This is a genomic window from Spirillospora sp. NPDC052242 (genome assembly GCF_040679555.1).
In the GTDB taxonomy this organism is placed as follows: domain Bacteria; phylum Actinomycetota; class Actinomycetes; order Streptosporangiales; family Streptosporangiaceae; genus Spirillospora.
In genome coordinates, this window is the sequence record NZ_JBFAUZ010000014.1 from 1 (window position 1) to 22,228 (window position 22,228).

Genomic DNA, 22,228 nt, shown 5'->3' on the forward strand with positions numbered 1-22,228 from the left:
CGGAGGCCGGGAGCGGGCGTCCGCACGGCTCGGGAGGGGCGTCCTACGCGTCGACGCTGACGGGGACGCCGGTCTCCTCGGCGGCCGGCTTCCCGGCGGCCGACGTGTCGGCGGCGGGCTCGTCCGCGGTGGGCTCCGCGGCGGCCGGGCGTTTCCGTTCCGGGCCGGTGCGGCCGTGGGTCGCGTAGAGCGTGAGGCCCACGAACGTGATGCCGCCGACCAGGTTGCCGATCACGGTCGGGATCTCGTTCCACACGAGGTAGTCCATGATCGAGAAGTCGCCGCCCAGCATCAGGCCGGACGGGAACAGGTACATGTTGACGATCGAGTGCTCGAAGCCCATGTAGAAGAAGAGCATGATCGGCATCCACATGCCGATCACCTTGCCGGAGACCGACTTCGACATCATCGCGGCGACGACGCCGGTGGAGACCATCCAGTTGCACAGGACCGCCCGGACGAAGAGCGTCAGCATCCCGGGAGCGCCGTGGTCGGCGTAACCGACCGTCCGGCCCTCGCCGATCGTGCCGATCTGCTTCCCGATCTCGTTCGGGTCGGTGGAGAAGCCGTAGGTGAACACGATGGCCATCAGGAGGGCGACGGTGATCGCCCCGGCGAGGTTGCCGAGGAAGACGAGCCCCCAGTTGCGCAGCATGAGGCGGAGCGTCACGCCCCGCCGCTTGTCCAGCAGCGCGAGCGGAACCAAGGTGAACACGCCGGTCAGCAGGTCGAACCCCATGAGGTACAGCAGGCAGAACCCGACCGGGAACAGCACCGCGCCGAGCAGCGCCTCGCCCGTCTGCACGGTGATCGTGACGGCGAACGCCGCCGCGAGCGCGAGGATCGCGCCGGCCATGAAGGCCCGGATCACGGTGTCCCGGGCTGACAGGAAGACCTTCGCCTCGCCCGCGTCGACCATCGACCGGACGAGCTCCGGCGGTTTCACATAGGACACGAGTCCACTCCTCTGCCTGGACGGCCCGGAAGAGCACCGACCCATTCCGGGGTATTCGGACCGACCAGGAGAGTCTCCGCAGCGTTGATGCCCGCCGTATGACGGCTCCGAGTTGGGCGCGTTACGTTCGCCTCACACGCCCGGCGCGGTGCTGTCAGGTCACCAGCGGTAGTCGAGGAACTTGCCGTCGAAGGTGATGACGACGCGGTCGCCGTCGGGGTCCGGGCGGCGGGCGAAGTCGACGCGGAAGTTGATGGCGCTCATGATGCCGTCGCCGAACTCGTCGTGGATGAGCTCCTTGAGGGCGGGCCCGTAGACGGACAGCGCCTCGGCGAACCGGTAGATCGTGGGGTCGCTCATCGCGGCCGGATCGGCGCCCCGCGTGGGCTGGAGCGCCAGGCTCTCCGCGACCGCCGCGTCCAGTTCGAGGAACGCGCACACCCGGTCGGCCTGCTCGCGCGGCATCGGGTGCTGCCCGAGCAGCGCCGCGGTCGCCCACACGACCGGCGCGCCGATCTCCTCGGCGATCCGCGTCCAGGTGAGGCCGCGCCGCACCTTCGCGGCGGTGACGAGTGCGGCGGCCTCGGACTTGCTCATGATCGGGTTCATGCACGCTCCTCGAAGACGGTCGGGTGCCGTCAGGCTGCCGCCTCCGGAAGTGCCCGGCAATTATTCACGGGGCCCGAAATCAACTCTTAACGCCGGGGAGATTGGGAGCTTGAGAAAGGCGGACCTTATTTACGCCGCCGCAACACGAGCGAAATCCGGCGAGCGGCGCGGGGAGGCCGTCAGCGGGGGGAAGGCCGTCAGCGGGGGGCGTCAGCGGCGGAGGCGACGGCGGATCCGGCGGACCTTCGCCTCGACCCCCGCCGGGTCGGCGAGCCCCCGCTCGGCGCGGCGGCCGAGCCGGTACTCGACCACCTCGCCCAGCGGTGCGTCCGGCCACTTGCGTTTCCAGACGGCGTGGGACTGGCGGCCGCGGACCCTCTGTTCGGCCGCGTCCTCGGCGACCGGGTCGGGAGCGCCCTTGGCCGCGCGTCCGCCATGCCCCGACGTTAGGCGCGTCCGGACGGCGCCGCCAAGCCCTTATCGCCGCGGATCGCCTTGCGGAAGGCGCCGAAGGCGTCGCTCGCGCCGATCGCCAGGACGATCAGCGTGACGGCGGTGTAGAAGGAGTCGGGGGTCGTCCAGTCGTCGCCGTTGACGGCCGCGAGGAACTCCGGGTTCAGGATGTCCTGCCGGTACACCACCCACGCGAGCGGCAGGGTGACGAGCGCCTGCGCGGCGGCGTGCCAGGCCGCCAGCGGAACGGTCCAGCCGCGGCGCGCGACCCGCACCAGGTTCACCGCGATGAGGGCGACGAGCCCGGCGACGATCGGCCACATCCAGCCGGACCACAGGTCCGGGGCGAGCACCTGCATGCGCTCGCCGTCCGCGCGGTACGGCTCGGCGGTCCGCTGCCAGACGATCAGCCCGAGCAGCAGCGCGTCCCACACCACGACCGCGATCGCGGCCCGGCCGCCGTCGTCCGGACGGCGCGGCGCGGACAGGTCGTCGGGCGTCCACGTGCGGGGCAGCGACCGCGCCCCGAACCGCTCGACGGCGGCGAACACGAGGGTGAGCCACGCGACCATCTGCGCGCCGACGGTGATCACCGTGCCGACGCCGGTGCCGATCGCCGCGCCGATGCCCGCGCCGTCCAGGACGTCCAGCACCATCATCGCGATCGTCACCGCGGGCAGCGCCGCGCCCAGCAGCACCGTGAGGACCCGCACGTACGTCGGGTACAGGCCGGGCCCGATCAGGGTGAGCGGCCGGTCGGCGTACCGGGCGGCGAGCCGGATCGGGTCGCCCATCTCGGTGAGGACGGCCCGCTCCGCGGCCGCCCGGTCGGGCTCGTCGCGCGCGTCGACGGCGTCCGCGATCGTGGCGCGGAGCTCGCCGGCGATGTCGTCGCGCTGGTCGGCGGGGACCCGGCGGACGACCTCCTGGACGTAGCGGCCGGTCAGCGCGCTCACCGGATCTCCTTCGTCAGTCGCGACATCGAGGCGACCAGGCTTTGCCATTCGTGCATCAGTCCTTCGCGTACGAGCGAGCCTTGGGGGCTGACCCGGTAGAACTTGCGCGGCCGGGATTCGTCGGTGTTCCACTCGCTGGTGAGCAGACCCTGCTTCTCCAGCCGGCGCAGCAGGGGGTAGAGGGTGTTGCCGTCGACCGTGACCCCGGCCTCGTTGAGCGTCTCCAGAAGCGCGTAGCCGTACTGCGCGTCCTCCAGCAGCGCCAGGCAGGCCAGGACGACCGTGCCGCGGCGGAGCTCTTGGGCCTGGGTGAGGATCAACTCGTCTGAGGTCACGCGTCACACCATAGTGTGTGGCGCACACTAATGTCCATCGCGAGTTGCCGTGCGGGACGCACCGATGGGCGCCGCACCCGGTGGGGCGGGGGCCGCGCGCGGCCGGTACGTTCGCTCTGCCGACGACTACCGGAGGGTGCGATGACCGCCGACGACCGCCTGATCGACCGCGTGCCGCAGCCGCCGGACGTCCCGTCCCGGCTCGCCGCCCAGATCGCCTTCATCGTCGAGGTGGACCGGCTCAAGACCGTGCTGCGCCGCAGCGTCCTCGTCGCGGACGACCGCAGGGAGAACGACGCCGAGCACTCGTGGCACCTGGCGCTGATGGTGGCGGTCCTCGCCGAGCACGCCGACGAGCCGGTCGACGTCGGCCGCACGCTGAAGCTCGTCCTGGTGCACGACCTCGTGGAGATCTACGCGGGCGACACGTTCCTGTACGACGCGGAGGGCGCGGCGACGCAGGAGCGGCGCGAACGGGAGGCGGCCGACCGGCTGTTCGCCCTGCTCCCGGACGACCAGGCGGTCGAGTTCCGCGACCTGTGGGAGGAGTTCGAGGAGCGGCGGACCCCGGAGGCGCGGTTCGCGAAGGCGATGGACCGGCTCCAGCCGCTGCTGCTGAACTACAACAACCGGGGCGGAACCTGGCGCACCCCGGGCGTCACCGACGCCGACGTGCGCCGCCGCAAGTCCGTGATCGGCGACGCGTCCGCCGACCTGTGGGCCTACGCCCGGACCCTCATCGACGAGGGCGCCCGCCGCGGCTGGGTGCCGACCGCGGACGGCGCGGACGGCGCGGCCGCCGAGGGCGGCTGAGCCCCCGGCGGCCCCGGCCGCCGCCCGCGCCGCCCGGTCAGGGCGGGGTGGCGAGGTGGCGCGGGTTCGCGACGGTGAGCTTGTCGACGATCGACGCGCGGACCGCCGCGACGACCTCGTCCGTCCGGTCGTCGAAGCGGCCGTCGCGGACGCCGCGGGCCAGTTCGGCGTCGTCGGCGCACCCGAGGGACGCGAGCCGCGCGGCGTGGGCCGTCCGGTGGGCGTCGCCGAGGAGCAGTTCGCGGCGCGCGATGCGGAGGGCGGACGCGGCGACGCGCGCGTGGAAGCGGAGCCGGTCGTCGGCGTGGTCGGTCTCGAGGACGAACCGTTCGACGGCCTCCAGCAGGGCCGGGCCGGACGGACGGTCGTGCGGCGGCGACGCCGCGTCGGCCGCGTCGGCCGCGGTGTCGAGCGGGTCGGCGACGGTGACGGGTTCGGTGCGTCCGAGGGCGAGGAGCAGGTCGTGCTCCTGCTCGCAGACCTTCCGGCCGAGGACGGCGTACTCGATCGACGGGTCGGCGCCGCTGAGGTGGCGTTCGGCCTGGTGGCGGCACAGGATCGTCCAGCGGAGGGTGCCGTAGACCTCCCACCAGTGCAGGACGGCGGGATCGGGCGGGGTGCCGCCGGCGTCGGCGTAGCCGGCGAGGAGGTCGGCGCGGGGGCCGAAGCCGCCGACCGGGTGCGGGGACCCGAACCGCCACGCCTTCACGCACAGCCATCCGAGGTCCTCGGCCGGGTCGCCGACGTGCGCCAGCTCCCAGTCGAGGACGCCCGTGACGGCCGGGCCGTCGATCATGAGGTTGCCGTTGCGGAAGTCGCCGTGCACCACGGTGCGGCCGGTCGGGGCGGGCCGGTGCTCGCGGAGCCAGCGGAACGCGAGCTCGACGGCGGGGCGGGGCTCGTCGAACGCGTCGTAGTACTCGGCGAGCGCGTCGAGGGGATCGGCGTCGGGCAGGCCGTCGACGGGCGCCATCGTGTGCAGGCGGGCGAGGATCGCGCCGAGGTCGCGGGCGAGCCCGGGGCGCGGGGTGCGCAGCAGCCGCCGGGGGATCGTCTCGCCCGCCAGCCGCTCCATGATCATGAACGGGGCGCCGTCGAGGTCGGGGCCGTGGTCGACGAGGGTCGGGACGGGGACGCCGGCGGCCGCGGCGGACGACAGCAGCGCGGCCTCGCGCGCCATCGCCGCGGCGTCGGGGGCGGCGGGCGGGTCGCGGCGCAGGATGAGGGGGCGGCCGTCGGCGGTGAACGCCCAGGTCTCGCGGCTGGCGCCGCCGGACAGCCGGTGCAGGTCCGCGATCCCGGCGCCGAGGCGGGCGGCGAGCGCGTCGCCGAGGCCGCTCATGCGCGGGCGTCCGTGCGGGCGTCCGTGCGGGCGGCGCGCTGCGCGGCGGCCAGGGCGCGGAGTGGGTCGCTGCCGCGGCTGTCGGCGTACTCCTCGAGCCGGGCGATCCGGCCGTCCCGGACGGTGACGAACAGGCAGGCGTCCAGTGCGAAGGGGCTCCCGTCGGGGAGGGAGCCGCGCAGGACGTGCCGCTGGGCGTAGCCGTCGGGCAGCGGGGTGCGGCGGACGTCCTCGTACCGCATGTCCCGCAGGTTGCGGGACAGCCAGCGGAGCGTGCGCAGGTTGTCGTCGATGGCCTGGACGCCGGCGCCGGCGTGCCAGATCGTCGCGTCGGGGGCGTACATCGCCCGGAGCGCGTCGGTGTCGCCCGAGGTGATGGCGGTGAGGAAGCGGTCCGCGAGGTCCAAGGGGGGCTCCTAGGGGTCGAGGCCGAGGGCGCGGATGGAGAGGGTGTCGAGGGTGTCGAGGAGGCGGTCGTTGGGGCCCTCGCCCTGGACGAGCCACAGGTAGAGGGAGTGGTCGACCATGGCGGCGAGGGCGCGGGACGCCATCTCCGGGTCGAGGTCGGCGGGGGCGACGCCGGCGGCCTGCCAGCGGCGGATGGCCTTGGCGGAGCGGGCGACGGCGCTGGCGCGGTGCTTGCGGCGCATCTCCTGGAACTCGACGTTGAACGTGGAGACCTGCTCGATGATCGCCATCATCTTGGCGTTGCGCTGGTACGCCTCGTAGTAGGCGCGGTTGGCGCGGCGGACGCGCGCGGCGGGCGACGGGCCCTCCAGCGGGACGAGGTCGTGCTGCGTCATGTCGGCGAACAGCCGGTCGGCGACCTCGAGGAAGACGGCCTCCTTGGACGGGAAGTACGTGTAGAAGGACCCGTACGCGACCTTGGCGTGCCGGGTGATGTGCGCGACCCGGGTGTCGAGGAAGCCGCGCTCCTCGAAGACCTCGCGGGCGGCGGCGAGGAGGCGTTCGCGGGTGCGGACGCCGCGCTCGGTCAGCGGCCCGCCCGCGCCGCCGGTCGCGCTCTCGCCCCGCGCCTGCGTCTCGCTCGCCATGTTCCTTCTTCCCCGTTCGCCCGGACCCTTGACATCCGCATGCTCTCAGGTTCAGGATCCGAGCATCGAACGAAGATGACATGACTGTCAAGTCAAGTTTTGGAGGCCGCCATGGCCGCTGCCGCGCCGGGGTGCCCATGCTGATCAGCGACATCGTCGAGTACGCGGCGCGCAAGCGCCCCGACCGGGTCGCGCTCCGCTTCGAGGACGAGACGCTCACGTTCGCCGGGCTGCGCGACCGCGTCCGGCGGGCGGCGAACGCGCTGCGCGCCGTCGCCGAACCGGGCGACCGCGTCGCGGTCCTGTCCGGGAACCGCCCCGAGTACGTCGAGCTGTACTACGCCGTCCCGGCGGCCGGCATGGCGCTGACGTTCCTGAACCACCGGCTGCACCCGGCGGAGATCGCGTCGCTGGTCGCCCACGCGGAGGCGTCCGTCCTGGTGGTGAGCGGCGAGTACCTGGACGCGATGGCCGGGCTGCGGGACGCGATGCCGAGCGTGCGGCTCGTCGTCGGGCTCGACGGCGGCGGCGACCGCGGGTACGCCGAGCTGGTCGCGGACGCGCCCGCCACCGAGCCCCCGCGGCCCGACGAGGACTCCGTGGGCTGGCTCGTCTACACGAGCGGCACCACCGGACGCCCCAAGGGCGTGATGCTCACCCACCGGAACCTGGTCGCGGGCGTCGCGGGCTCGGCGGCGGCTTGGGAGATCCCGGACGGGTCGGTGTTCCTGTTCTGCTTCCCGCTGTGCCACGTCGGCGGCTACGCGGTGCTGGTCAACCACCTGCGGGCCTGCACGGTGGGGATCGTCCGGTCCTACGACAACGAGACGTTCCTGCGCCTGGTCGCCGAGTGGAAGGTCACGCAGACGGGGCTCGCCCCGACGATGATCGCGTTCCTGCTGGGGCATCCCGGCATCGAGGAGCACGACCTCGGCACCCTCCAGGCGATCGGGTACGGCGCGTCCGCGATCCCGGCCGAGGTGCTGCGGCGCGGCATGGACGTCCTCGGCTGCGACTTCTACCAGGGGTTCGGGATGAGCGAGACCGGCGGCAACATCCTGTACTTCGGGACGGCCGAGCACCGCCGGGCCGCCGCCGGCGAGACGCACCTGCTCGCCGCCGCCGGGCGCGCGATGGACACCGCCGACGTCCGCATCGTCGACGACGCGTTCGCGGACGTGCCGGACGGCGAGCCCGGCGAGATGGTCGTCCGCTGCGACCAGGTCATGACCGGGTACTGGCGGGAGCCGGAGCTGACGGCCGAGTCGTTCCGGGACGGCTGGTTCCGCACCGGCGACGTCGTCCGCCGCGACGCCGACGGCATGATCTACATCGTCGACCGGATCAAGGACATGATCGTCACGGGCGGGGAGAACGTCGCGTCCCGCGAGGTCGAGGAGGTGCTGTACCGGCACCCCGCGATCGCGGACGCCGCCGTGTTCGGCGTCCCGGACGAACGCTGGGGCGAGGCCGTCGCCGCCGCCGTCGTCACCCGCCCCGGGCACGAGCTCGCCGCCGACGACGTCATCGCGTTCGTCCGCGAGCACCTCGGCGGCTACAAGGTCCCGCGGAGGGTCGAGTTCGTGCCCGAGCTTCCGCGCAACGTCGCGGGCAAGGTCCTCAAGAAGGACCTGCGGGCCCGCCACCACGAGGTCACCGAGGTTCCCGAGGTCCAGGAGGTGTCATGAACCGCGAGTTCGAGCTGGGCGGCATCAACCATCTGGCGCTGGTGTGCTCCGACATGCAGCGCACCATCGACTTCTACTCCGGCGTGCTCGGCATGCCGCTGATCAAGACGCTGGACCTGCCGGGCGGCATGGGCCAGCACTTCTTCTTCGACTGCGGCGGCGGCGACTGCGTCGCGTTCTTCTGGTTCCCGGACGCGCCCGACGCCGTCCCCGGGATCTCCGCGCCGAAGACGCGTCCGGAGCAGGGCGAACTGCTCAGCGCCGTCGGGTCGATGAACCACGTCGCGTTCCACGTGCCGGTCGAGAAGTTCGAGGAGTACCGGACGCGGCTGAAGGAGAAGGGCGTCAAGGTCAGCCCGATCCTCAACCACGACGACAGCGAGTTCGGCGTCGCCCCGAAGATGCAGGAGGGGGTGTTCGTCCGCTCGTTCTACTTCCAGGACCCGGACGGCATCCTCCTGGAGTTCGCGTGCTGGACGCGCGCCTTCACCGACGCCGACGTCTCCCACACCCCGAAGACGGCCGCCGACCGGCGGCCCGCGAAGGAGAGCAATGCCGCGCCTGCGTGAGGTCCCCCGAGCCGAAGTCACCGACGAACGGATCCTGTTCTTCTACGACCGGCTGTTCGCCCCCGACCGCGACCCGGCCGTCGACCACGGCACCGCCACCGGCACGCCCGGCGACTGGTGGACCGTGTTCGCGCAGGACCCGGACGTCTTCCGGCACGCCGTCCGCGGCTTCGCGCTGTACCGGGGCGCCTCCCTCGACCCCCGACTGCGGGAGCTGGGGCAGTGCCGGGCGGGGTGGGCGCGCGGCAGCCAGTTCGTCTTCTCGCAGCACTGCAAGCAGATGCGGGCGCTGAAGATGCCCGAGGAGAAGATCGAGGCGATCCCGCACTGGCAGACGGCCGACTGCTACTCGCCGCTCGAACGGGCCCTGCTCGCCTACACCGACGGGCTCGTCCTGGACGGCGGCCGCGTCCCCGACCGGGTCTTCGAGATCCTCAAGGAGCACCTGTCGGACCGGGAGATCCTGCAGTTCACCTACATCACCTGCATGTACGACATGCACGCCGTGATGTCGAAGGCGCTGCGGGTCGAGTACGACAACAGGCCGGAGCCGATCGTCGAGATCGCCGCGCCCGAGGGGTACGGCGACCGGGACATCTCCGACGACCTCGCCGGGGGGCGCTGATGCTGTTCGCCGTGCCCGACCGGGTCCGGGACGTCCGGGACGCGGTGCACGCGTTCATGACCGAGCGGGTCGAGCCGGCCGAGGACGTCCTGAACGCGGGCGGCGACGCGGCCCGCGAGGCGATCGCGGGGCTCCAGCGGGAGGCGAAGGACGCCGGGCTGTGGGCGCTCGGGCACCCCGCCGAGCTCGGCGGCGGCGGGCTGCCGTTCCTCGACTACGTGTACGTCAACGAGGTGCAGGGCCGCAGCGAGTGGGGGCAGATCGCCCTCGGCACGTACACGCTTCAGGACTCGCTGATGCTGCACAAGTACGCGAGCCCCCGCTGGCGCGACCGGTACCTGGCGCCGATGGTGGCCGGGGAGCTGTCGCCGAGCTTCGCGATGACCGAACCGGACGTCGCGGGGTCCGACCCGACCGGCATGCAGACGACGGCCGAACTCGACGGCGACCACTGGGTCGTCCGGGGCCGCAAGTGGTTCACGACGAACGCCGCCGCGGCCGCGTACACGACCGTCATGTGCCGCACCGAGACCGACGCCGCGTCGCCGCACAAGGCGTTCAGCATGATCATCGTGCCGACGGACACCCCCGGGTACCGGATCGTCCGGGACACGCCCGTCCTCGGGCTGGGCGGCGGCACCGGGCACGGCGGGCACTACGAGGTCGCCTACGACGACGTCCGCGTCCCCGCCGACAACCTGCTCGGCCCGCGCGGGCACGGGTTCGTCATCGCGCAGGACCGGCTCGGCCCCGGCCGGATCTTCCACTGCATGCGCTGGCTCGGCCAGGCGCAGCGCGCGTTCGAGCTGATGTGCGCCCGCCTGGACTCCCGCGTCGCGTTCGGGGAGCCCCTCGCGGCCAAGCAGCTCATGCAGCGGCACGTCTTCGACTCCTACACCGAGATTCAGGCGGCCCGGATGCTGACGCTCCAGGCCGCCGAGCAGATCGACGCCGGTTCGCAGGCGCGCATCGAGATCGGCGCGATCAAGGTCGTCGGGGCGACGATGCTGCACAACGTGATCGACCGCGCCATCCAGGTGCACGGCGCCGCCGGCCTGACGGACGACTTCCCGCTGTCGCGCATGTACCGGCACGCCCGCGAGGCGCGCATCTACGACGGACCCGACGAGGTCCACATCCAGAGCACCGCCCGCCGCATCCTCAAGGCGATGCGGTGAGGCGCCGGACGCTGCTGTCCGGACTGGCCGGCACCGCCGCCGCCGGGTTCGTCCTCGGCACCGGCGGCCCGGCCGCGGCGCGACCCCGCAGGAAGGGCAGGAGAATGAAGATCACCACGCTGGCGGAGGGCCTGCTGTTCCCCGAGGGGCCGGTCGCGCTCCCGGACGGCGACGTCCTGGTGTGCGAGATCCACCGGGGCACGCTGACCCGCGTCCGTCCGGACGGCACGACCTCGGTCGCCGCCGAGGTGGGCGGCGGACCCAACGGCGCGGCGCTCGGCCCCGACGGCCGCGTCTACGTCGCGAACTGCGGCGGGCTGCGCCGCTTCGAGGTCGGCGGGTTCGTGTTCGCGGGCGGCATCCCGGACGACTACGAGACCGGGAGCGTCCAGGCCGTCGACCTCGCCACCGGCGCCGTCGAGACGCTCTACACCGAGGCGGACGGGGCGCCGCTGCGCGGCCCGAACGACCTGGTGTTCGACGCGCACGGCGGGATCTACTTCACCGACTACGGCAAGAGCGACGGCGTCACCGGCGACAAGGGCCGGCTGTTCTACGCGAAGGCGGACGGCTCGTCGATCACGATGATCGCCGCCGGGATGGAGGGCCCGAACGGCATCGGCCTGTCGCCGGGCGGCGACCGGCTGTACGTCAGCGAGACCTACACCGCCCGCGTCTGGTGGTGGGACGTCACCGCGCCCGGGGTGATCGAGGGCGGCCGGTCGCTCGGCGGCTCGGGCGGCGGCAACTTCCTCTACACGGCGCCCGACTACACCAACTTCGACTCGCTCGGCGTGGACGCGCACGGCAACGTCTGCGTCGCGTCCATGATCCACGCGGGGATCTCGGTGGTGAGCCCGCGCGGCCGCCTGGTCGACTTCGTGGACATCGACGTCGACGGCGACCCCGGCATCACGAACATCTGCTGGGGCGGCGACGACATGCGCACCGCGTACGTCACCGCGTCCAGCACGGGCCGCCTCCTCAGGATCGAGGATTGGCCCCGCCCCGGCCTGAAGCTCAACCACGCGGGCTGACGCCCGCCCCGGCCGGGCCGCGCCGCGGCCCGGCCGACCGCCGCCCTTGACCTTCACACCGGTGTGAAGCCTTACCGTTCCCCCGTCACACCGACGACGAGGGGATGGGGACCATGGCCGGAGCAGTGATCATCGGGGCGGGGCCGGGGATCGGACGGGCCGTGGCGGCGCGCTTCGCCCGCGAGGGCCTGCCCGTCGCGCTCATCGCGCGCGGCGAGGCGAGCGTCCGCGGCGCGATGCCGGCCGACGCGCCCGCCGGGACGCCCGTGCTCGGGCTCACCGCCGACGCCGCCGACGAGGACGCCCTGCGCGGGGCCCTGGACGAGGCCGCCGCCGAACTCGGGCCGCCGGACGCCGTCGTCTACAACGCGGCGGTCGTCCGGCCGGACGCGCCCGGCGACCTGCCCGCCCGCGCCCACCTGGACGCGTGGGCCGTCAACGTCGTCGGCGCCCTCACCGCCGCCGCCCACGTCGCCCCCGCGATGGCCGGCCGCGGCGCAGGGTCGATCCTGATCACCGGCGGCATGCCGGAGCCGAAGCCCGAGTACGTGAGCCTCTCCCTCGGCAAGGCGGGCGTCCGCACGCTCGTGCGGCTCCTCGACGCGCACTACGGGCCGTCCGGCGTGCACGTCGCGAGCGTCACCGTCGCGGGCCCCGTCGCGCCCGGCACCGCGTTCGATCCCGACGACATCGCCGAGCACTACTGGACCCTGCACGTCCAGCCGCGCGACGCCTGGCAGCAGGAGATCGTCCACTGGGGGAGCTGAGAACCCCGATCCGTAAGCGTTTCGGGGGGCGTTGTCAGGGCTGGAGGAGGAAGAGCCTGCGGTCGACGCGGTCGAGGGAACCGCGCCGGGCGAAGACCAGGCCGGTCGCGAAGTCCACGAGTTGCTTGGCCTCGTCATCGGGGAGATCGGTCAGATCCATGAGCACGGTAACTCCCTTGCGGAAGTAGTGCCCGACGTAAAGCACCTCGTTGTAGTTCTGCGGACGCAGCGTCTTCACCACGCCCCCAGTCTGCCCCCGCGGTGCCGCGCCCGCCAGGCGGGACGTCCGGAGCGCGATTGGACGGCTCATTCACGGAGAGGGAAGCGGAGAGGAAAAAGATTTGTCGGCGCCCGCGCCAATTGGGCAGAGGGGCGGGTCGCGCGACGGACGGGAGTTTCCCGGTGGTGGCGGTGGGAAATCTGGAGGTTAGAGGGAACGGAGGCGGTTGGCCATGGAGGTCGTCCTCGAAATGACGTTGCCGAGGAGCGCGGAGAGCGCGCCTCTCGTGCGGCGGACGCTCGACGCCTCGCTCCGCGGCCTCGGGGTCACCTCCGAGATACGCGCCGACATCGCGCTCGCGCTCGGAGAGGCGTGCGCGAACGTGGTGCAGCACGCGGCGGCGGGAAGGGAATACGAGGTGCGGGCCCGGATGGACGGGTACCGATGCGTCGTGGAGGTCGTCGACGAGGGCGGGGCGGCGGACCCCGCGCAGTGGGGCGGCGCACCGGCGCCGCCCCTCGCCGAATCCGGGCGGGGCCTGCAGTTGATGCGGGCCTTCACCGAGGACGTCCGGATCAGTGACCGCGCCCATCGCGACGGCGCGGTCGTGCACTTCGAGAAGTCGCTCGCCGGGACGGTCGAAGAAGCCGTCGAAGAGGCTCCGGCGAGCTGAGGAATCGCCGCCGGAAAGGACCGGCGGAATGGCGGGCCGGACGGGTGGTCCGGCCCGGCGGCGGACGCGCCGCGCGCCGCCGGGCCGGCGTCGCGGGTCAGCCCGTGACCGGCAGGTCGCGCCGCACCGGGACGGGCGCGGGGGCCTCGGGCTGCTTCTCGTGGACGGCCGGTGCCGGACGGCCGCACGTGGCGGACGCGACGCGCAGCGTCGTCGCCTCGGTCAGCGGCATCGCCAGCTCCATCGCGGTGACGTTCATCCGCCCGTCGGGCATCCGGTGCTGCTTGTTGAGCGTGAGGGTCGCGTCGCCGACGCCCTCGATCTTCACCGGGATGCGGGTGTTGGGCGGCGGGGTCGCGTCGAGGCGGCGGCCCGCGATGCGGGCGTCGGTGAGGTGCGCCGAGCCGCGGCCGCCGTCGCACTTGGCCGCGACCGCGCTGGCCAGCAGGTCGGCGGACGGGACGTTCAGGCGGGCGACCTTCGAGCGGGCGCGGGACGCCGACGCGCGGACGTCCAGCGCCTCGGCCTGGACGAACTTCGAGCCCTTCTCGCGCAGCAGGCTCTTCTCGACCTGCTCGCTGCCGGACGACACGGCGGGCACGGGCGCGATGTCGAGCGGCCCGCTGAGGGTGAGCCCGTAGGCGGACCCGGCGGCGCCGCCGGAGCCGGGCTCGGCCAGCGCCGGGTCGGTCAGCGCGGGGGCGAGCGTGGCGGCGAGGCCGGTGGCCAGCAGGCCCGCGGTGGTGAGGCGTCTGAGGGAAACTCGCATGGAAGACTCCGATCGTGGGAGCGGATGATCAGTCGTTGATGAGGACGAGCGTCCCGAGCGGCACCCGGGACAGCTTCCGCAGCGCGTCGTCCGGCACCCGCACGCAGCCGTGCGTGACGGCCCGGCCGAAGACCGACGCGTCGTGCCAGCCGTGCAGCGCCACGGTGCCCGGGCCGCCGCCGAACGTGTCGAGCGTGTCGGAGTGCGCGCCGAGCGGCAGCACCAGCTTCTTGTTCTTCGGCGCCAGCTGCGCCATGACGAACGTGCGGCCGGTGGGCGTCGGCGTGGCGGCCTCGCCGACGGCGACCTTCCACCGCCCGACCGCCTCGCCCGACTCGTGCAGCGTGAGCCGCCGGTCGCCGAGGTCGACGGTGACGAGGTAGGGCGTGCGCGCGGTGCGCAGCCCGTCGCCGGAGATCCACCCGGACGCCCGGTTGGGGCGGCTGGGCAGCAGGACGCGCCGCCAGCCGCCGGAGCTCTCCACGACCGGGACCCAGGTGGGGCCGCCGAGCTGCTCCGTGGGGAGCGTGGCGACGCGGCGCCCGCCGGGCCGGTCGAGCACCGGCAGCGGCTTCGCCGGGTGCACGACGAGGCCGTCGGCCGCGTCGCGCCCGCCGTCGGCGGGCGCGCCCTCGACCGTCGTGAACGTGGTCGCGTCGGGCACCGCGGCGTCGCCGGCGGCCGCCTTCGCGGACGTCCCGGTGGACGGCCCGCCGGACGGCTCCGCCGCGGACCCGCGTCCGGGACCGCCCCCGCAGCCGGCCAGCAGCAGCGCCGCGGCCGGGACGAGCGCACTCACCGTGACCGCTCGATTCCGTAGCGCAATCATCGTCGCCATGGTGCGGGATGCTAGTAGTGGGAAGGGCGTGCGTAGCGGGAATTCGGAAAATGCCACGCCGGAGCGGTTATTCCGCTCGTATTGAGGCGCCTATTTCTGGTTTGTCGGGGGCAATGGGGCTAAGGGGGGAACGTGGGCATCGCGAGGAGTGCGAGGGATGCCGTGGTCGCGGCGGGCGCCCGGGGTCAGGCGGGCAGCGAGAACGAGCCGCCCGGCCCGGCCTTCGACGCCGCCTCGTGGAACTCCGCGAGCCCCCACAGCAGCGCCGCCCGCGCGGACGTCGGCATCGCCGCGAGCACCCGCGCCAGCTCCTCGCGGCGCCGCAGGCGCAGCCGGTCGAGCAGCTCGACGCCGTCCGCGGTGAGCCGCACCGTGACCTCCCGCCGGTCCCGGCCGGGGTCGCGCATCAGCAGGCCGGACGCCTCCAGCCGGTCGCACAGCCGGCTCGCCGACGACACCAGCGCGCCGAGCCGTTCCGCGAGGCTGCTGACGTTCAGCGGGCGCTCCTCCAGCGCGAGCAGGGCCCGCAACTGCGTCGCCGGGATCGGGACGTCCGGCGCGTTGTGCGCACGTGACCACACGGTCATCAGCGCGGCGGCGGCGTCATCGAGGGCGGCCGCGTCCTCCGCGGCCCCATCACCCGGCGTGCCGACCATGTACTCCACTGTAGGTGCCCGATGACCAAAGGCGAGAGCGGCTCCCTCCCCGACGGGTTCGCGGAGGTCGTGCGGGCCGTCTGGGGAGCGCCTCCGCACGACCTGCTCACGGTCGCCGGGCGCGCGTTCGGCCGGTACGCCGGCGGCGGCGACGCCCGGGTGCTGCTGCCCGACTACCGGCAGTCCGCCCTCGTCGCCCCGGACGGCGCCGCGACCCCGATCGCCAACACGTCCGCCGGGCACGCGTTCGCCGCGCAGCGCCCGGTCCGGGACGGGACGGACGACGACCTCCTGCACGTCCCGCTGACCGTGCAGGGCGACCGCATCGGCGTCCTGACCGTCCCGCTGCCGCCCGGCGCGCCCGCACCGGACCGGCTGGACGAGCTCGCGGACGTCCTCGCGCGCGCCCTGCGGCTCGCGGACGGCGGCACCGACCTGTACCGGCGGCTCCGCCGCCGGACGCGGCTCACCGTGGCCGCCGAGATGCAGTGGGACCTGCTGCCCGCGTCCGCGTTCGAGTCCGCCGAGATCGCGTTCGCGGGACGGCTCGAACCCGCGTATGCCGTCTGGGGCGACCATTTCGACTGGTCGGCGTCCGCGCACGGGTTCCAGCTGACGGTCAGCAACGGGATGGGCACCGGCACCGAGGCCGCGAGCCTCACCCACCTGACCGTCGGCGCGCTGCGCAACGCGCGCCGCTCCGGCGGCGACATCGCCGAGCAGGCGATGCTGGCCGACCAGGCGCTGTACGCCCGGTACCGCGGCGACCGGCACGTGTCGACGCTGCTGCTCGACTTCGACTACGCCACCGGGCGCGTCCGGACGATCGACGCCGGGTCCCCGCGCATCTACCGGCTGCGCGGGACGTCCGCCGATCTGATCGGGTTCGACGCGCAACTCCCCCTCGGCATGTTCGGCGACACCCGCTACACGATCGAGGAGTTCACCGTCGAGCGCGGCGACCGCCTCGTCGTCGTCAGCGACGGGGTGTACGGCTCCCGGTCGCCGTCCGGGGAGGAGTTCGGCGGCACGCCGCTGCTGAACGCGCTGCGCGACACGCGCCTGCAGGCCCCGCCCGAGGCCGTCGGCACCGTGATCCGCGGCTACGTCGACTTCCACGAGGGCGACGAACCCGGCGACGACGCCGTGGTGGCCTGCGTCGACTGGACCGGGCGGACGGTCAGCGGGGGAGCTTGACGACCGACACGAAGAAGTCGTCGATCCGGCGGACGACCGACACGAACCGCTCGAAGTCGACCGGCTTGGTCACGTAGGCGTTGGCGTGCAGGTGGTAGCTGCGCAGGATGTCCTCGTCGGCCTCGGACGTCGTCAGCACCACGACCGGGATGCTGCGCAGCTCCTCGTCGTCCTTGATCTCGCTCAGCACCTCGCGGCCGTCCTTGCGCGGCAGGTTCAGGTCGAGCAGGATCAGGTCGGGGCGCGGCTTGTCGGCGTACTCGCCCTCGCGGCGCAGGAACGCCATCGCCTTCTCGCCGTCCTCCACCACGTGCAGGAAGTTCTGCACCTTGTTGTGCTCGAACGCCTCCGTGGTGAGCAGGACGTCGCCGGGGTCGTCCTCGACCAGCAGCACTTCGATGGGGCGGGGTCCGTCAGTCATGCCGTCGGTCATCGGTCTCTCTCTCGGGAAGGGTCCAGCGGAACGTGGTGCCGGAACCGGGCGCGGTGTCGGCGTCGGGGGCGTTCTCGGGGGCGTTCTCGGGGGCGTCGCCGGCGGTTCCGCCGGTCTCGCCGGTGCCGCGCTCTTCTGTGGCGGGTTCTTCTGTGACCAGCCAGATGCGGCCGCCGTGGTATTCCACGATCTTCTTGCACAGCGCCAGGCCGATGCCGGTGCCGGTGTACTCGTCGCGCTGGTGCAGCCGCTGGAAGATGAGGAAGATGCGGTCGGCGTACCGGGGTTCGATGCCGATGCCGTTGTCGGAGCAGTGGAACTCCCACTCGCCGTCCCGGTGGGACGCGCCGAGGGCGACGCGCGGCGCGACGCCCTCGCGGCGGAACTTGATCGCGTTCCCGACGAGGTTCTGGAACAGCTGCGTGAGCTGGCTGCGGTCCCCGGGGACGGACGGCAGCTCGCCGACGTCCACGCTCGCGCCCGTCTCCTCGATCAGCGCGTCCAGGTTCGACACCGCCTGCCGGGCCACCTCGTTCAGGTCGACCGCGTCCTCGATCCGCGACATCCGGCCCACCCGCGAGAACTGCAGCAGGTCGTTGATGAGGGCCTGCATGCGCTTCGCGCCGTCCACGGCGAACTCGATGTACTGGCGGCCCCGGTCGTCGAGCTGGTCGCCGTAGCGGCGCTCGATCATCTGGCAGAAGCTCGCGACCTTCCGCAGCGGCTCCTGGAGGTCGTGGCTCGCCACGTACGCGAACTGCTCCAGCTCGGCGTTCGAGCGGCGCAGCTCCTCGGCCTGCTCGGTCAGCTGCCCCGCCGCCCGGACGCTGGTGCCCCACTCGTCGATGATCCGCCGCCGCATCGCGTCGATGATCGCGGCCAGCTCGTGCAGCTCAGCCGGGCCCGACACGTCCAGCGGGTGCGCGAAGTCCCCCTGCGCCACCGCGCGGACCCGGTCGGTCATGGACGACACCGGCTTCAGCACCGTCCGCCGGATCAGCACCGCCATCGCGATGACCGCCACGGCCACGAGCCCGAGCGCGAAACCCGTCCCCCACAGCGTCGCGCGGCCGCGGGCCTCGAGCCGGTCGGCGACGTCCCCGTGCAGGGCCGTGATGGCGCCCTGCAGGAGCTGGACGTCGCCGCGGACGGCGTCGAACAGCCGCCGGCCGCGGTCGTCCTGCTCGTCCGTCAGCCCGGTCCCCGGCCCGCGGGCGATCACCGGCTCGGCGAACGAGGCGCGCCACGCGGCGGCGTCCGCCTCGGTGCGGTCCAGGAAGGCCACGACCTCCGCGCCGCCGGACACCCCGGTCAGCAGCCGCCGCATCCGGGACGCCGCCGCGGTCTCCCGCTCGACCGCCGCGCGGAACTCGGCGAGCGCCTCGGCGCCGCCGTCCTTCGCGAACGACCGGATCGCGGTGTCCTGCGCGTTCAGCGACGACGTGACGTCGAACTGCTCCAGCGTCGCCTGCGACACCCGGCCGACCAGTTCCTCGCGGGCCCCGTTGTTCTGGTAGAGCGCCGCCCCGGCGAGCGCGAACGCGCCCGCCAGCAGGAGCGCGAGGACCAGCGCGCCCGTCCGGTACAGGTTGCGCAGGCTGATCCGGCTCAGCCCGTGCGGCTCCGGGTACTCGGCCTCGGGCAGGACGACCGGGGGACCGAAGCCCTCGAACTCCCGCCCGTCGCCGCCCGCGGCGGCGCCGGCGCTGTCGGTGTCTGCGGTGTGCGTGTCGGTGGGGCCGGTCGTGGTCGTGCCGGTCTCGGTCGCGTCGTCCCCGGTGCCGTTCTTCGTGGTGCCGTCCTTCATCGCGTCGTTCGTCGTGCCTGCGTCGTTCCTATTGCCTGCGTCGTCTCTAGTGCCTGCGTCGTTCCTACCGTCCGCCGCCCGGCGGCGCCTCACAGCTCTCCGCGGCTGAGCAGCAGCACCGCCAGGTCGTCGGACAGGACGTCGCCGTTCAGCCGCTCGGCCTCGGCGGCCAGCCCGCCGATCAGCGCCTCGCCGCGCTCGCCGCGCGCGTGCGCGGCGGCCGCCAGCTCCAGCAGCCCCTCGAGGTCGAGCCGCTCGGCGCCGTTCCCGACGCAGCCCTCGATCAGCCCGTCGGTGTAGAGCATCAGCCCCCAGGCGTCCCCGAGTTCGACCTCCTGCGCGGGCCACTCCAGGCCGGGCAGCAGCCCCAGCGCCGGGCCGCGCGGTTCCTCCGGGAGCGCGCGGACGCCGTCCGGGCCGAACAGCAGCGGGCGCGGATGCCCGGCGCGGTGGACGCGCGCCGTGCGGCGGTCGGGCGAGATCGTCAGCATGCACACCGTCGTGAAGATCTCGTCGCCCCACCTCTCGTGCTCCAGTACCGCGTCCAGCGTCTCCAGGAGCCGCTGCCCCTCGTGCCCCGCGAGGACGAGCGTCCGCCACGCCATGCGCAGCCGCACCCCGAGGGACGCCTCGTCCGCACCGTGCCCGCTGACGTCGCCGATGATCGCGTGGACCGTCCCGTCGTCGGTCTCCACCGTGTCGTGGAAGTCGCCGCCGAGCAACGCGCGGTCGCGGCCCGGCCGGTAGCGGGTGTGGTGCCGCACCGACCCGTCCTTCAGGATCGGCACCGGCAGCAGGCCGCGCTCCAGCCGCGCGTTCTCCCGCGCCACCACCCGCGCCTCGACGAGCTGCTTCTCCGACTCGTCCGCCCGCTTCCGCTCGATCGCGTAGCTGATCGCGCGGCTGAGCAGCGCGCCGTCCACGTCCTGCTTGACCAGGTAGTCCTGCGCGCCGGCGGCGACGGCCTCCACGCCGACGTGCGTGTCGGCGAGGCCGGTCAGGACGAGCACGGCGGTGTCGGCCGCGTGGTCGAGCACCTGCCGCAGCGCGTCGAGCTCCTGCGCGTCCGGCAGGGACAGGTCGACGATGATGCAGTTCAGGCCCGGGTGGATCGCGTCCAGCGCCTCCGCGAGCGTGCGGGCCACCGCGATCTCGACGCCCGGCCGGACCTCCGTCAGCAGTTCCTCGAACAGGAACGCGTCGCCCGGATCGTCCTCGACGAGCAGCAGGCGGAGGGAGCCTGTGACGCCTAGGAGACGCTCGGCGCCGCGACTGGGCATCGCGGTCATGGCTCAGCTCCTTAGCCCCAGGGGGAGGACTCGGCGAACAGTGCTTTTGCTTGCAGTCGAGCAAATATTAGAGGCAGTCCCCGCGAGCCCGGGACACCCCCGGTAACGATGGTGCCCCCCGCGCCACTACCTCGTGACGGAACACACCTGACGGACGGAGGAGCCCACGGTGGCGGACGAAGCCCCCGATCAGGACGCCGACCGGCGGCGGTTCACCGCGATGTACGACGCGTGCCGGCAGCGCGTGTGGGCGTACGCGGCGAGCCGTGCCGGGCGGCAGGTCGCGGACGAGGTGGTGAGCGAGACCTTCACGGTGGCGTGGCGGCGCCTGGCCGACGTGCCCGACCCGCCGCTGCCGTGGCTGCTCGGCGTCGCGCGGAACGTGCTGCGCGCCGATCACCGGGCCGAGGCCCGGCGCGCGGCGTTCGCGGCGGAACTGGGGCGCTGGGCGCCCCGGCCCCGCGGCGACGTCGCCGAGGAGGTGGCCGAGCGCCTCGCGGTGCTGCGCGCGATGGCCGCGCTGCCGGACGCCGACCGGGAGGTGCTGATCCTGGTCGCGTGGCAGGGGTTGGCCCCGCGGGACGCGGCCAGGGTGGTGGGCTGCTCGGCGGCGACGCTGCGCGTGCGGCTGCACCGGGCGCGGCGGCGCCTGCTCCGGGCGGTCGAGGAGGGCGCCGAACCGGACCGGACGGGGCCGGAGGAGCGTCCACGAGTGGGGATCATCAGAGAGGAACTGTCATGAGCGACGTGCTGCGAACGCTGCGCGAGGCGCGCCCGGACGAGCTGGCTCCGGACGCGCCGGTCGACCCGGAGGTCCGGCGCGCCGAGCTGGCGCGGGCGATGGCGGGCGCGCCGGGCGGGGCGGCCGGACGGGCGGTGCCGGTGCCCCGCACGGCGGCGCGCCGGTGGCGGCCGGTGTGGGGGCTGGGCCTCGCGGGCGCGGCGGTCGCCGCCGCGCTGGTCGCGGTGTCCCTGCCCGCGGCCGACGACGCGGGCCCCGGGCCCGGGACGCCCGCCGCCGGGGGGCCCGTCCGGACGCTCGACGCCGGGACGGTGCTGCTCGCGGCCGCCGCGAAGACCGAGACCCGGCCCGCCGGGGCGGGCGCGTACTGGCGGGTGGCCAAGGTCGAGTCGAGCTACTACGAGGTGGGCGAGCCGGGGGCGCGGTACACGGTCGTCCTCGGCTCCGAGCAGGAGACCTGGACGCCCCGCGAGCCGGGCGGGCGGGCCTGGACGCGGCAGCGGTCGCTCGGGGCGCGGGCGGCGACGCCGGCGGACGCGGCGGCCTGGCGGCGCGCGGGATCGCCGACGACGTTCTCCATCGAGGTGCCCACCAAGCCCGGCGGGGGGAAGCTGAAGCCGTTGCAGGCGTCGACCGCGCCGGGCCCGGTGGAGACGCAGAGCTCGCCGCTCGTCGACGGGGACAAGGTCTTCTGGCTCGGCCGGAACGTGACGATGGCGGACCTGCAGGCGCTCCCCGCCGACCCGGCGAAGCTGAAGGCCGAACTGCTGCGCTGGTACGAGGGGCACGACACGGAGTCGGCGGAGCGGCCGATGTCCGCCGACGCGTGGCTCTACCGCACGTCCGTGGGGCTGGTGACGGACATGCCCGTCGAGCCGCGGGTGCGGGCGGCGGCGTTCCGGATGCTGGCCGGGCTGGCGTCCGTCGAGGGAGTGGGCGAGATCACGGACTCGCGGGGCCGGACGGGCCAGGCCGTGGCGTTCGACGAGGAAACGCCCCTCGGGACGATCCGGCACCGGCTCGTCATCGACCCGGCGAGCGGACGGACGCTGGCGGACGAACGGGTGCTGCTGGAGCCCGCCCCGGGCGTGCAGCGGCCCGCGGGAACGGTGCTGAGTTCCGCCGCCGTCACGGCGATGGAATGGACGGACTCGGCACCGCGCTGATCCGTTTCGGGCATCGGTAATCGCAGGGGCGGTGCCTTGGCCTCCGGCCGGGCGCC

Annotated in this window: 25 protein-coding genes; 11 read left to right on the forward strand and 14 right to left on the reverse strand. The window is 73.7% G+C overall.

The annotated features are described in order from the left end of the window. Nucleotides 1-43 precede the first annotated feature (43 nt). The 4 genes from AB0L25_RS13690 to AB0L25_RS13705 all read right to left on the reverse strand — a co-directional run bounded on the left by AB0L25_RS13690 (nt 44) and on the right by AB0L25_RS13705 (nt 3,308). Entirely contained in the window at nt 44-955 is a 912-nt protein-coding gene (locus AB0L25_RS13690; protein WP_500171757.1) for a formate/nitrite transporter family protein, read from the reverse strand. A gap of 159 nt (nt 956-1,114) precedes the next feature. Then, nucleotides 1,115-1,564 (reverse strand): cyanase, encoded by a 450-nt coding sequence (gene cynS, locus AB0L25_RS13695; protein WP_500171759.1) that lies wholly within the window; start codon nt 1,562-1,564, stop codon nt 1,115-1,117. 446 nt (nt 1,565-2,010) lie between these two features. Next, on the reverse strand, nt 2,011-2,973 hold the full coding sequence (locus tag AB0L25_RS13700; RefSeq protein ID WP_500171761.1) for an HAAS signaling domain-containing protein: 963 nt from the start codon (nt 2,971-2,973) through the stop codon (nt 2,011-2,013). Next, nucleotides 2,970-3,308: a PadR family transcriptional regulator gene (locus AB0L25_RS13705; RefSeq protein ID WP_500171762.1), complete on the reverse strand. Its 339-nt coding sequence runs from the start codon at nt 3,306-3,308 to the stop codon at nt 2,970-2,972. Before AB0L25_RS13705 ends, AB0L25_RS13700 begins: the two co-directional genes overlap by 4 nt. A gap of 141 nt (nt 3,309-3,449) precedes the next feature. Here AB0L25_RS13705 and AB0L25_RS13710 point away from each other — a divergent pair, with 141 nt between their 5' ends. After that, complete coding sequence (locus AB0L25_RS13710) at nt 3,450-4,121, forward strand: HD domain-containing protein (protein ID WP_500171764.1); 672 nt, start codon at nt 3,450-3,452, stop codon at nt 4,119-4,121. Between the two features lie 37 nt (nt 4,122-4,158). On the opposite strand, the gene AB0L25_RS13715 is transcribed toward AB0L25_RS13710, so the two are convergent. Genes AB0L25_RS13715 through AB0L25_RS13725 form a run of 3 tightly spaced genes read right to left on the reverse strand, consistent with a single transcriptional unit; the run spans nt 4,159 to nt 6,518 of the window. Next, nucleotides 4,159-5,463 (reverse strand): phosphotransferase family protein, encoded by a 1,305-nt coding sequence (locus tag AB0L25_RS13715; RefSeq protein WP_500171766.1) that lies wholly within the window; start codon nt 5,461-5,463, stop codon nt 4,159-4,161. After that, entirely contained in the window at nt 5,460-5,870 is a 411-nt protein-coding gene (locus tag AB0L25_RS13720) for a nuclear transport factor 2 family protein (RefSeq protein WP_500171767.1), read from the reverse strand. The genes AB0L25_RS13715 and AB0L25_RS13720 overlap by 4 nt, the downstream gene beginning before the upstream one ends. A 9-nt stretch (nt 5,871-5,879) precedes the next feature. Beyond that, the gene (locus AB0L25_RS13725) at nt 5,880-6,518 is read right to left on the reverse strand and encodes a TetR/AcrR family transcriptional regulator (RefSeq protein ID WP_500171769.1); all 639 of its coding nucleotides are present in this window, start codon (nt 6,516-6,518) and stop codon (nt 5,880-5,882) included. A gap of 137 nt (nt 6,519-6,655) precedes the next feature. Between AB0L25_RS13725 and AB0L25_RS13730 the strand changes: the two genes are divergently transcribed. The 6 genes from AB0L25_RS13730 to AB0L25_RS13755 all read left to right on the forward strand — a co-directional run bounded on the left by AB0L25_RS13730 (nt 6,656) and on the right by AB0L25_RS13755 (nt 12,382). Then, nucleotides 6,656-8,206 (forward strand): long-chain-fatty-acid--CoA ligase, encoded by a 1,551-nt coding sequence (locus AB0L25_RS13730; protein ID WP_500171770.1) that lies wholly within the window; start codon nt 6,656-6,658, stop codon nt 8,204-8,206. After that, nucleotides 8,203-8,775 (forward strand): VOC family protein, encoded by a 573-nt coding sequence (locus AB0L25_RS13735; protein ID WP_500171772.1) that lies wholly within the window; start codon nt 8,203-8,205, stop codon nt 8,773-8,775. Before AB0L25_RS13730 ends, AB0L25_RS13735 begins: the two co-directional genes overlap by 4 nt. Beyond that, nucleotides 8,759-9,400 carry a carboxymuconolactone decarboxylase family protein gene (locus AB0L25_RS13740; protein ID WP_500171774.1) on the forward strand — a complete coding sequence of 214 codons (642 nt, stop codon included), beginning with the start codon at nt 8,759-8,761 and terminating at the stop codon, nt 9,398-9,400. Before AB0L25_RS13735 ends, AB0L25_RS13740 begins: the two co-directional genes overlap by 17 nt. After that, on the forward strand, nt 9,400-10,578 hold the full coding sequence (locus AB0L25_RS13745; RefSeq protein ID WP_500171775.1) for an acyl-CoA dehydrogenase family protein: 1,179 nt from the start codon (nt 9,400-9,402) through the stop codon (nt 10,576-10,578). Before AB0L25_RS13740 ends, AB0L25_RS13745 begins: the two co-directional genes overlap by 1 nt. Beyond that, on the forward strand, nt 10,575-11,615 hold the full coding sequence (locus AB0L25_RS13750) for an SMP-30/gluconolactonase/LRE family protein (RefSeq protein ID WP_500171777.1): 1,041 nt from the start codon (nt 10,575-10,577) through the stop codon (nt 11,613-11,615). Before AB0L25_RS13745 ends, AB0L25_RS13750 begins: the two co-directional genes overlap by 4 nt. 113 nt (nt 11,616-11,728) lie before the next feature. Next, the gene (locus AB0L25_RS13755) at nt 11,729-12,382 is read left to right on the forward strand and encodes an SDR family NAD(P)-dependent oxidoreductase (protein ID WP_500171778.1); all 654 of its coding nucleotides are present in this window, start codon (nt 11,729-11,731) and stop codon (nt 12,380-12,382) included. 34 nt (nt 12,383-12,416) lie between these two features. Here AB0L25_RS13755 and AB0L25_RS13760 read toward each other — a convergent pair whose 3' ends face one another. Further along, nucleotides 12,417-12,623, reverse strand: coding sequence for a cell division protein SepF (locus tag AB0L25_RS13760; RefSeq protein WP_500171780.1), 207 nt, complete (start codon nt 12,621-12,623; stop codon nt 12,417-12,419). A 229-nt stretch (nt 12,624-12,852) separates the two neighbouring features. On the opposite strand from AB0L25_RS13760, the gene AB0L25_RS13765 reads away from it, so the two are divergent. After that, nucleotides 12,853-13,275, forward strand: a complete 423-nt coding sequence (locus AB0L25_RS13765) for an ATP-binding protein (RefSeq protein ID WP_500171781.1) — start codon at nt 12,853-12,855, stop codon at nt 13,273-13,275. Between the two features lie 97 nt (nt 13,276-13,372). Here AB0L25_RS13765 and AB0L25_RS13770 read toward each other — a convergent pair whose 3' ends face one another. The 3 genes from AB0L25_RS13770 to AB0L25_RS13780 form a co-directional block, all read right to left on the reverse strand. Continuing rightward, a complete protein-coding gene (locus AB0L25_RS13770) occupies nt 13,373-14,044 on the reverse strand; it encodes a choice-of-anchor P family protein (protein WP_500171783.1) in 672 nt (223 codons plus the stop codon). A 28-nt stretch (nt 14,045-14,072) separates the two neighbouring features. Next, complete coding sequence (locus AB0L25_RS13775) at nt 14,073-14,882, reverse strand: L,D-transpeptidase (RefSeq protein ID WP_500171785.1); 810 nt, start codon at nt 14,880-14,882, stop codon at nt 14,073-14,075. A gap of 185 nt (nt 14,883-15,067) precedes the next feature. Beyond that, complete coding sequence (locus AB0L25_RS13780; RefSeq protein ID WP_500171787.1) at nt 15,068-15,538, reverse strand: MarR family transcriptional regulator; 471 nt, start codon at nt 15,536-15,538, stop codon at nt 15,068-15,070. 21 nt (nt 15,539-15,559) lie between these two features. Between AB0L25_RS13780 and AB0L25_RS13785 the strand changes: the two genes are divergently transcribed. Further along, nucleotides 15,560-16,735, forward strand: coding sequence for a PP2C family protein-serine/threonine phosphatase (locus AB0L25_RS13785; protein WP_500171788.1), 1,176 nt, complete (start codon nt 15,560-15,562; stop codon nt 16,733-16,735). On the opposite strand, the gene AB0L25_RS13790 is transcribed toward AB0L25_RS13785, so the two are convergent. The 3 genes from AB0L25_RS13790 to AB0L25_RS13800 form a co-directional block, all read right to left on the reverse strand. Further along, a complete protein-coding gene (locus tag AB0L25_RS13790; RefSeq protein ID WP_500171790.1) occupies nt 16,719-17,156 on the reverse strand; it encodes a response regulator in 438 nt (145 codons plus the stop codon). The two genes, AB0L25_RS13785 and AB0L25_RS13790, sit on opposite strands and share 17 nt — an antisense overlap. Then, complete coding sequence (locus tag AB0L25_RS13795; RefSeq protein ID WP_500171792.1) at nt 17,149-18,975, reverse strand: sensor histidine kinase; 1,827 nt, start codon at nt 18,973-18,975, stop codon at nt 17,149-17,151. The genes AB0L25_RS13790 and AB0L25_RS13795 overlap by 8 nt, the downstream gene beginning before the upstream one ends. A gap of 89 nt (nt 18,976-19,064) precedes the next feature. Further along, a complete protein-coding gene (locus AB0L25_RS13800; protein ID WP_500171794.1) occupies nt 19,065-20,264 on the reverse strand; it encodes a PP2C family protein-serine/threonine phosphatase in 1,200 nt (399 codons plus the stop codon). 169 nt (nt 20,265-20,433) lie between these two features. On the opposite strand from AB0L25_RS13800, the gene AB0L25_RS13805 reads away from it, so the two are divergent. Continuing rightward, nucleotides 20,434-21,006: an RNA polymerase sigma factor gene (locus AB0L25_RS13805; RefSeq protein WP_500171795.1), complete on the forward strand. Its 573-nt coding sequence runs from the start codon at nt 20,434-20,436 to the stop codon at nt 21,004-21,006. Next, entirely contained in the window at nt 21,003-22,172 is a 1,170-nt protein-coding gene (locus AB0L25_RS13810) for a CU044_5270 family protein (protein WP_500171796.1), read from the forward strand. Before AB0L25_RS13805 ends, AB0L25_RS13810 begins: the two co-directional genes overlap by 4 nt. Nucleotides 22,173-22,228 lie beyond the last annotated feature (56 nt).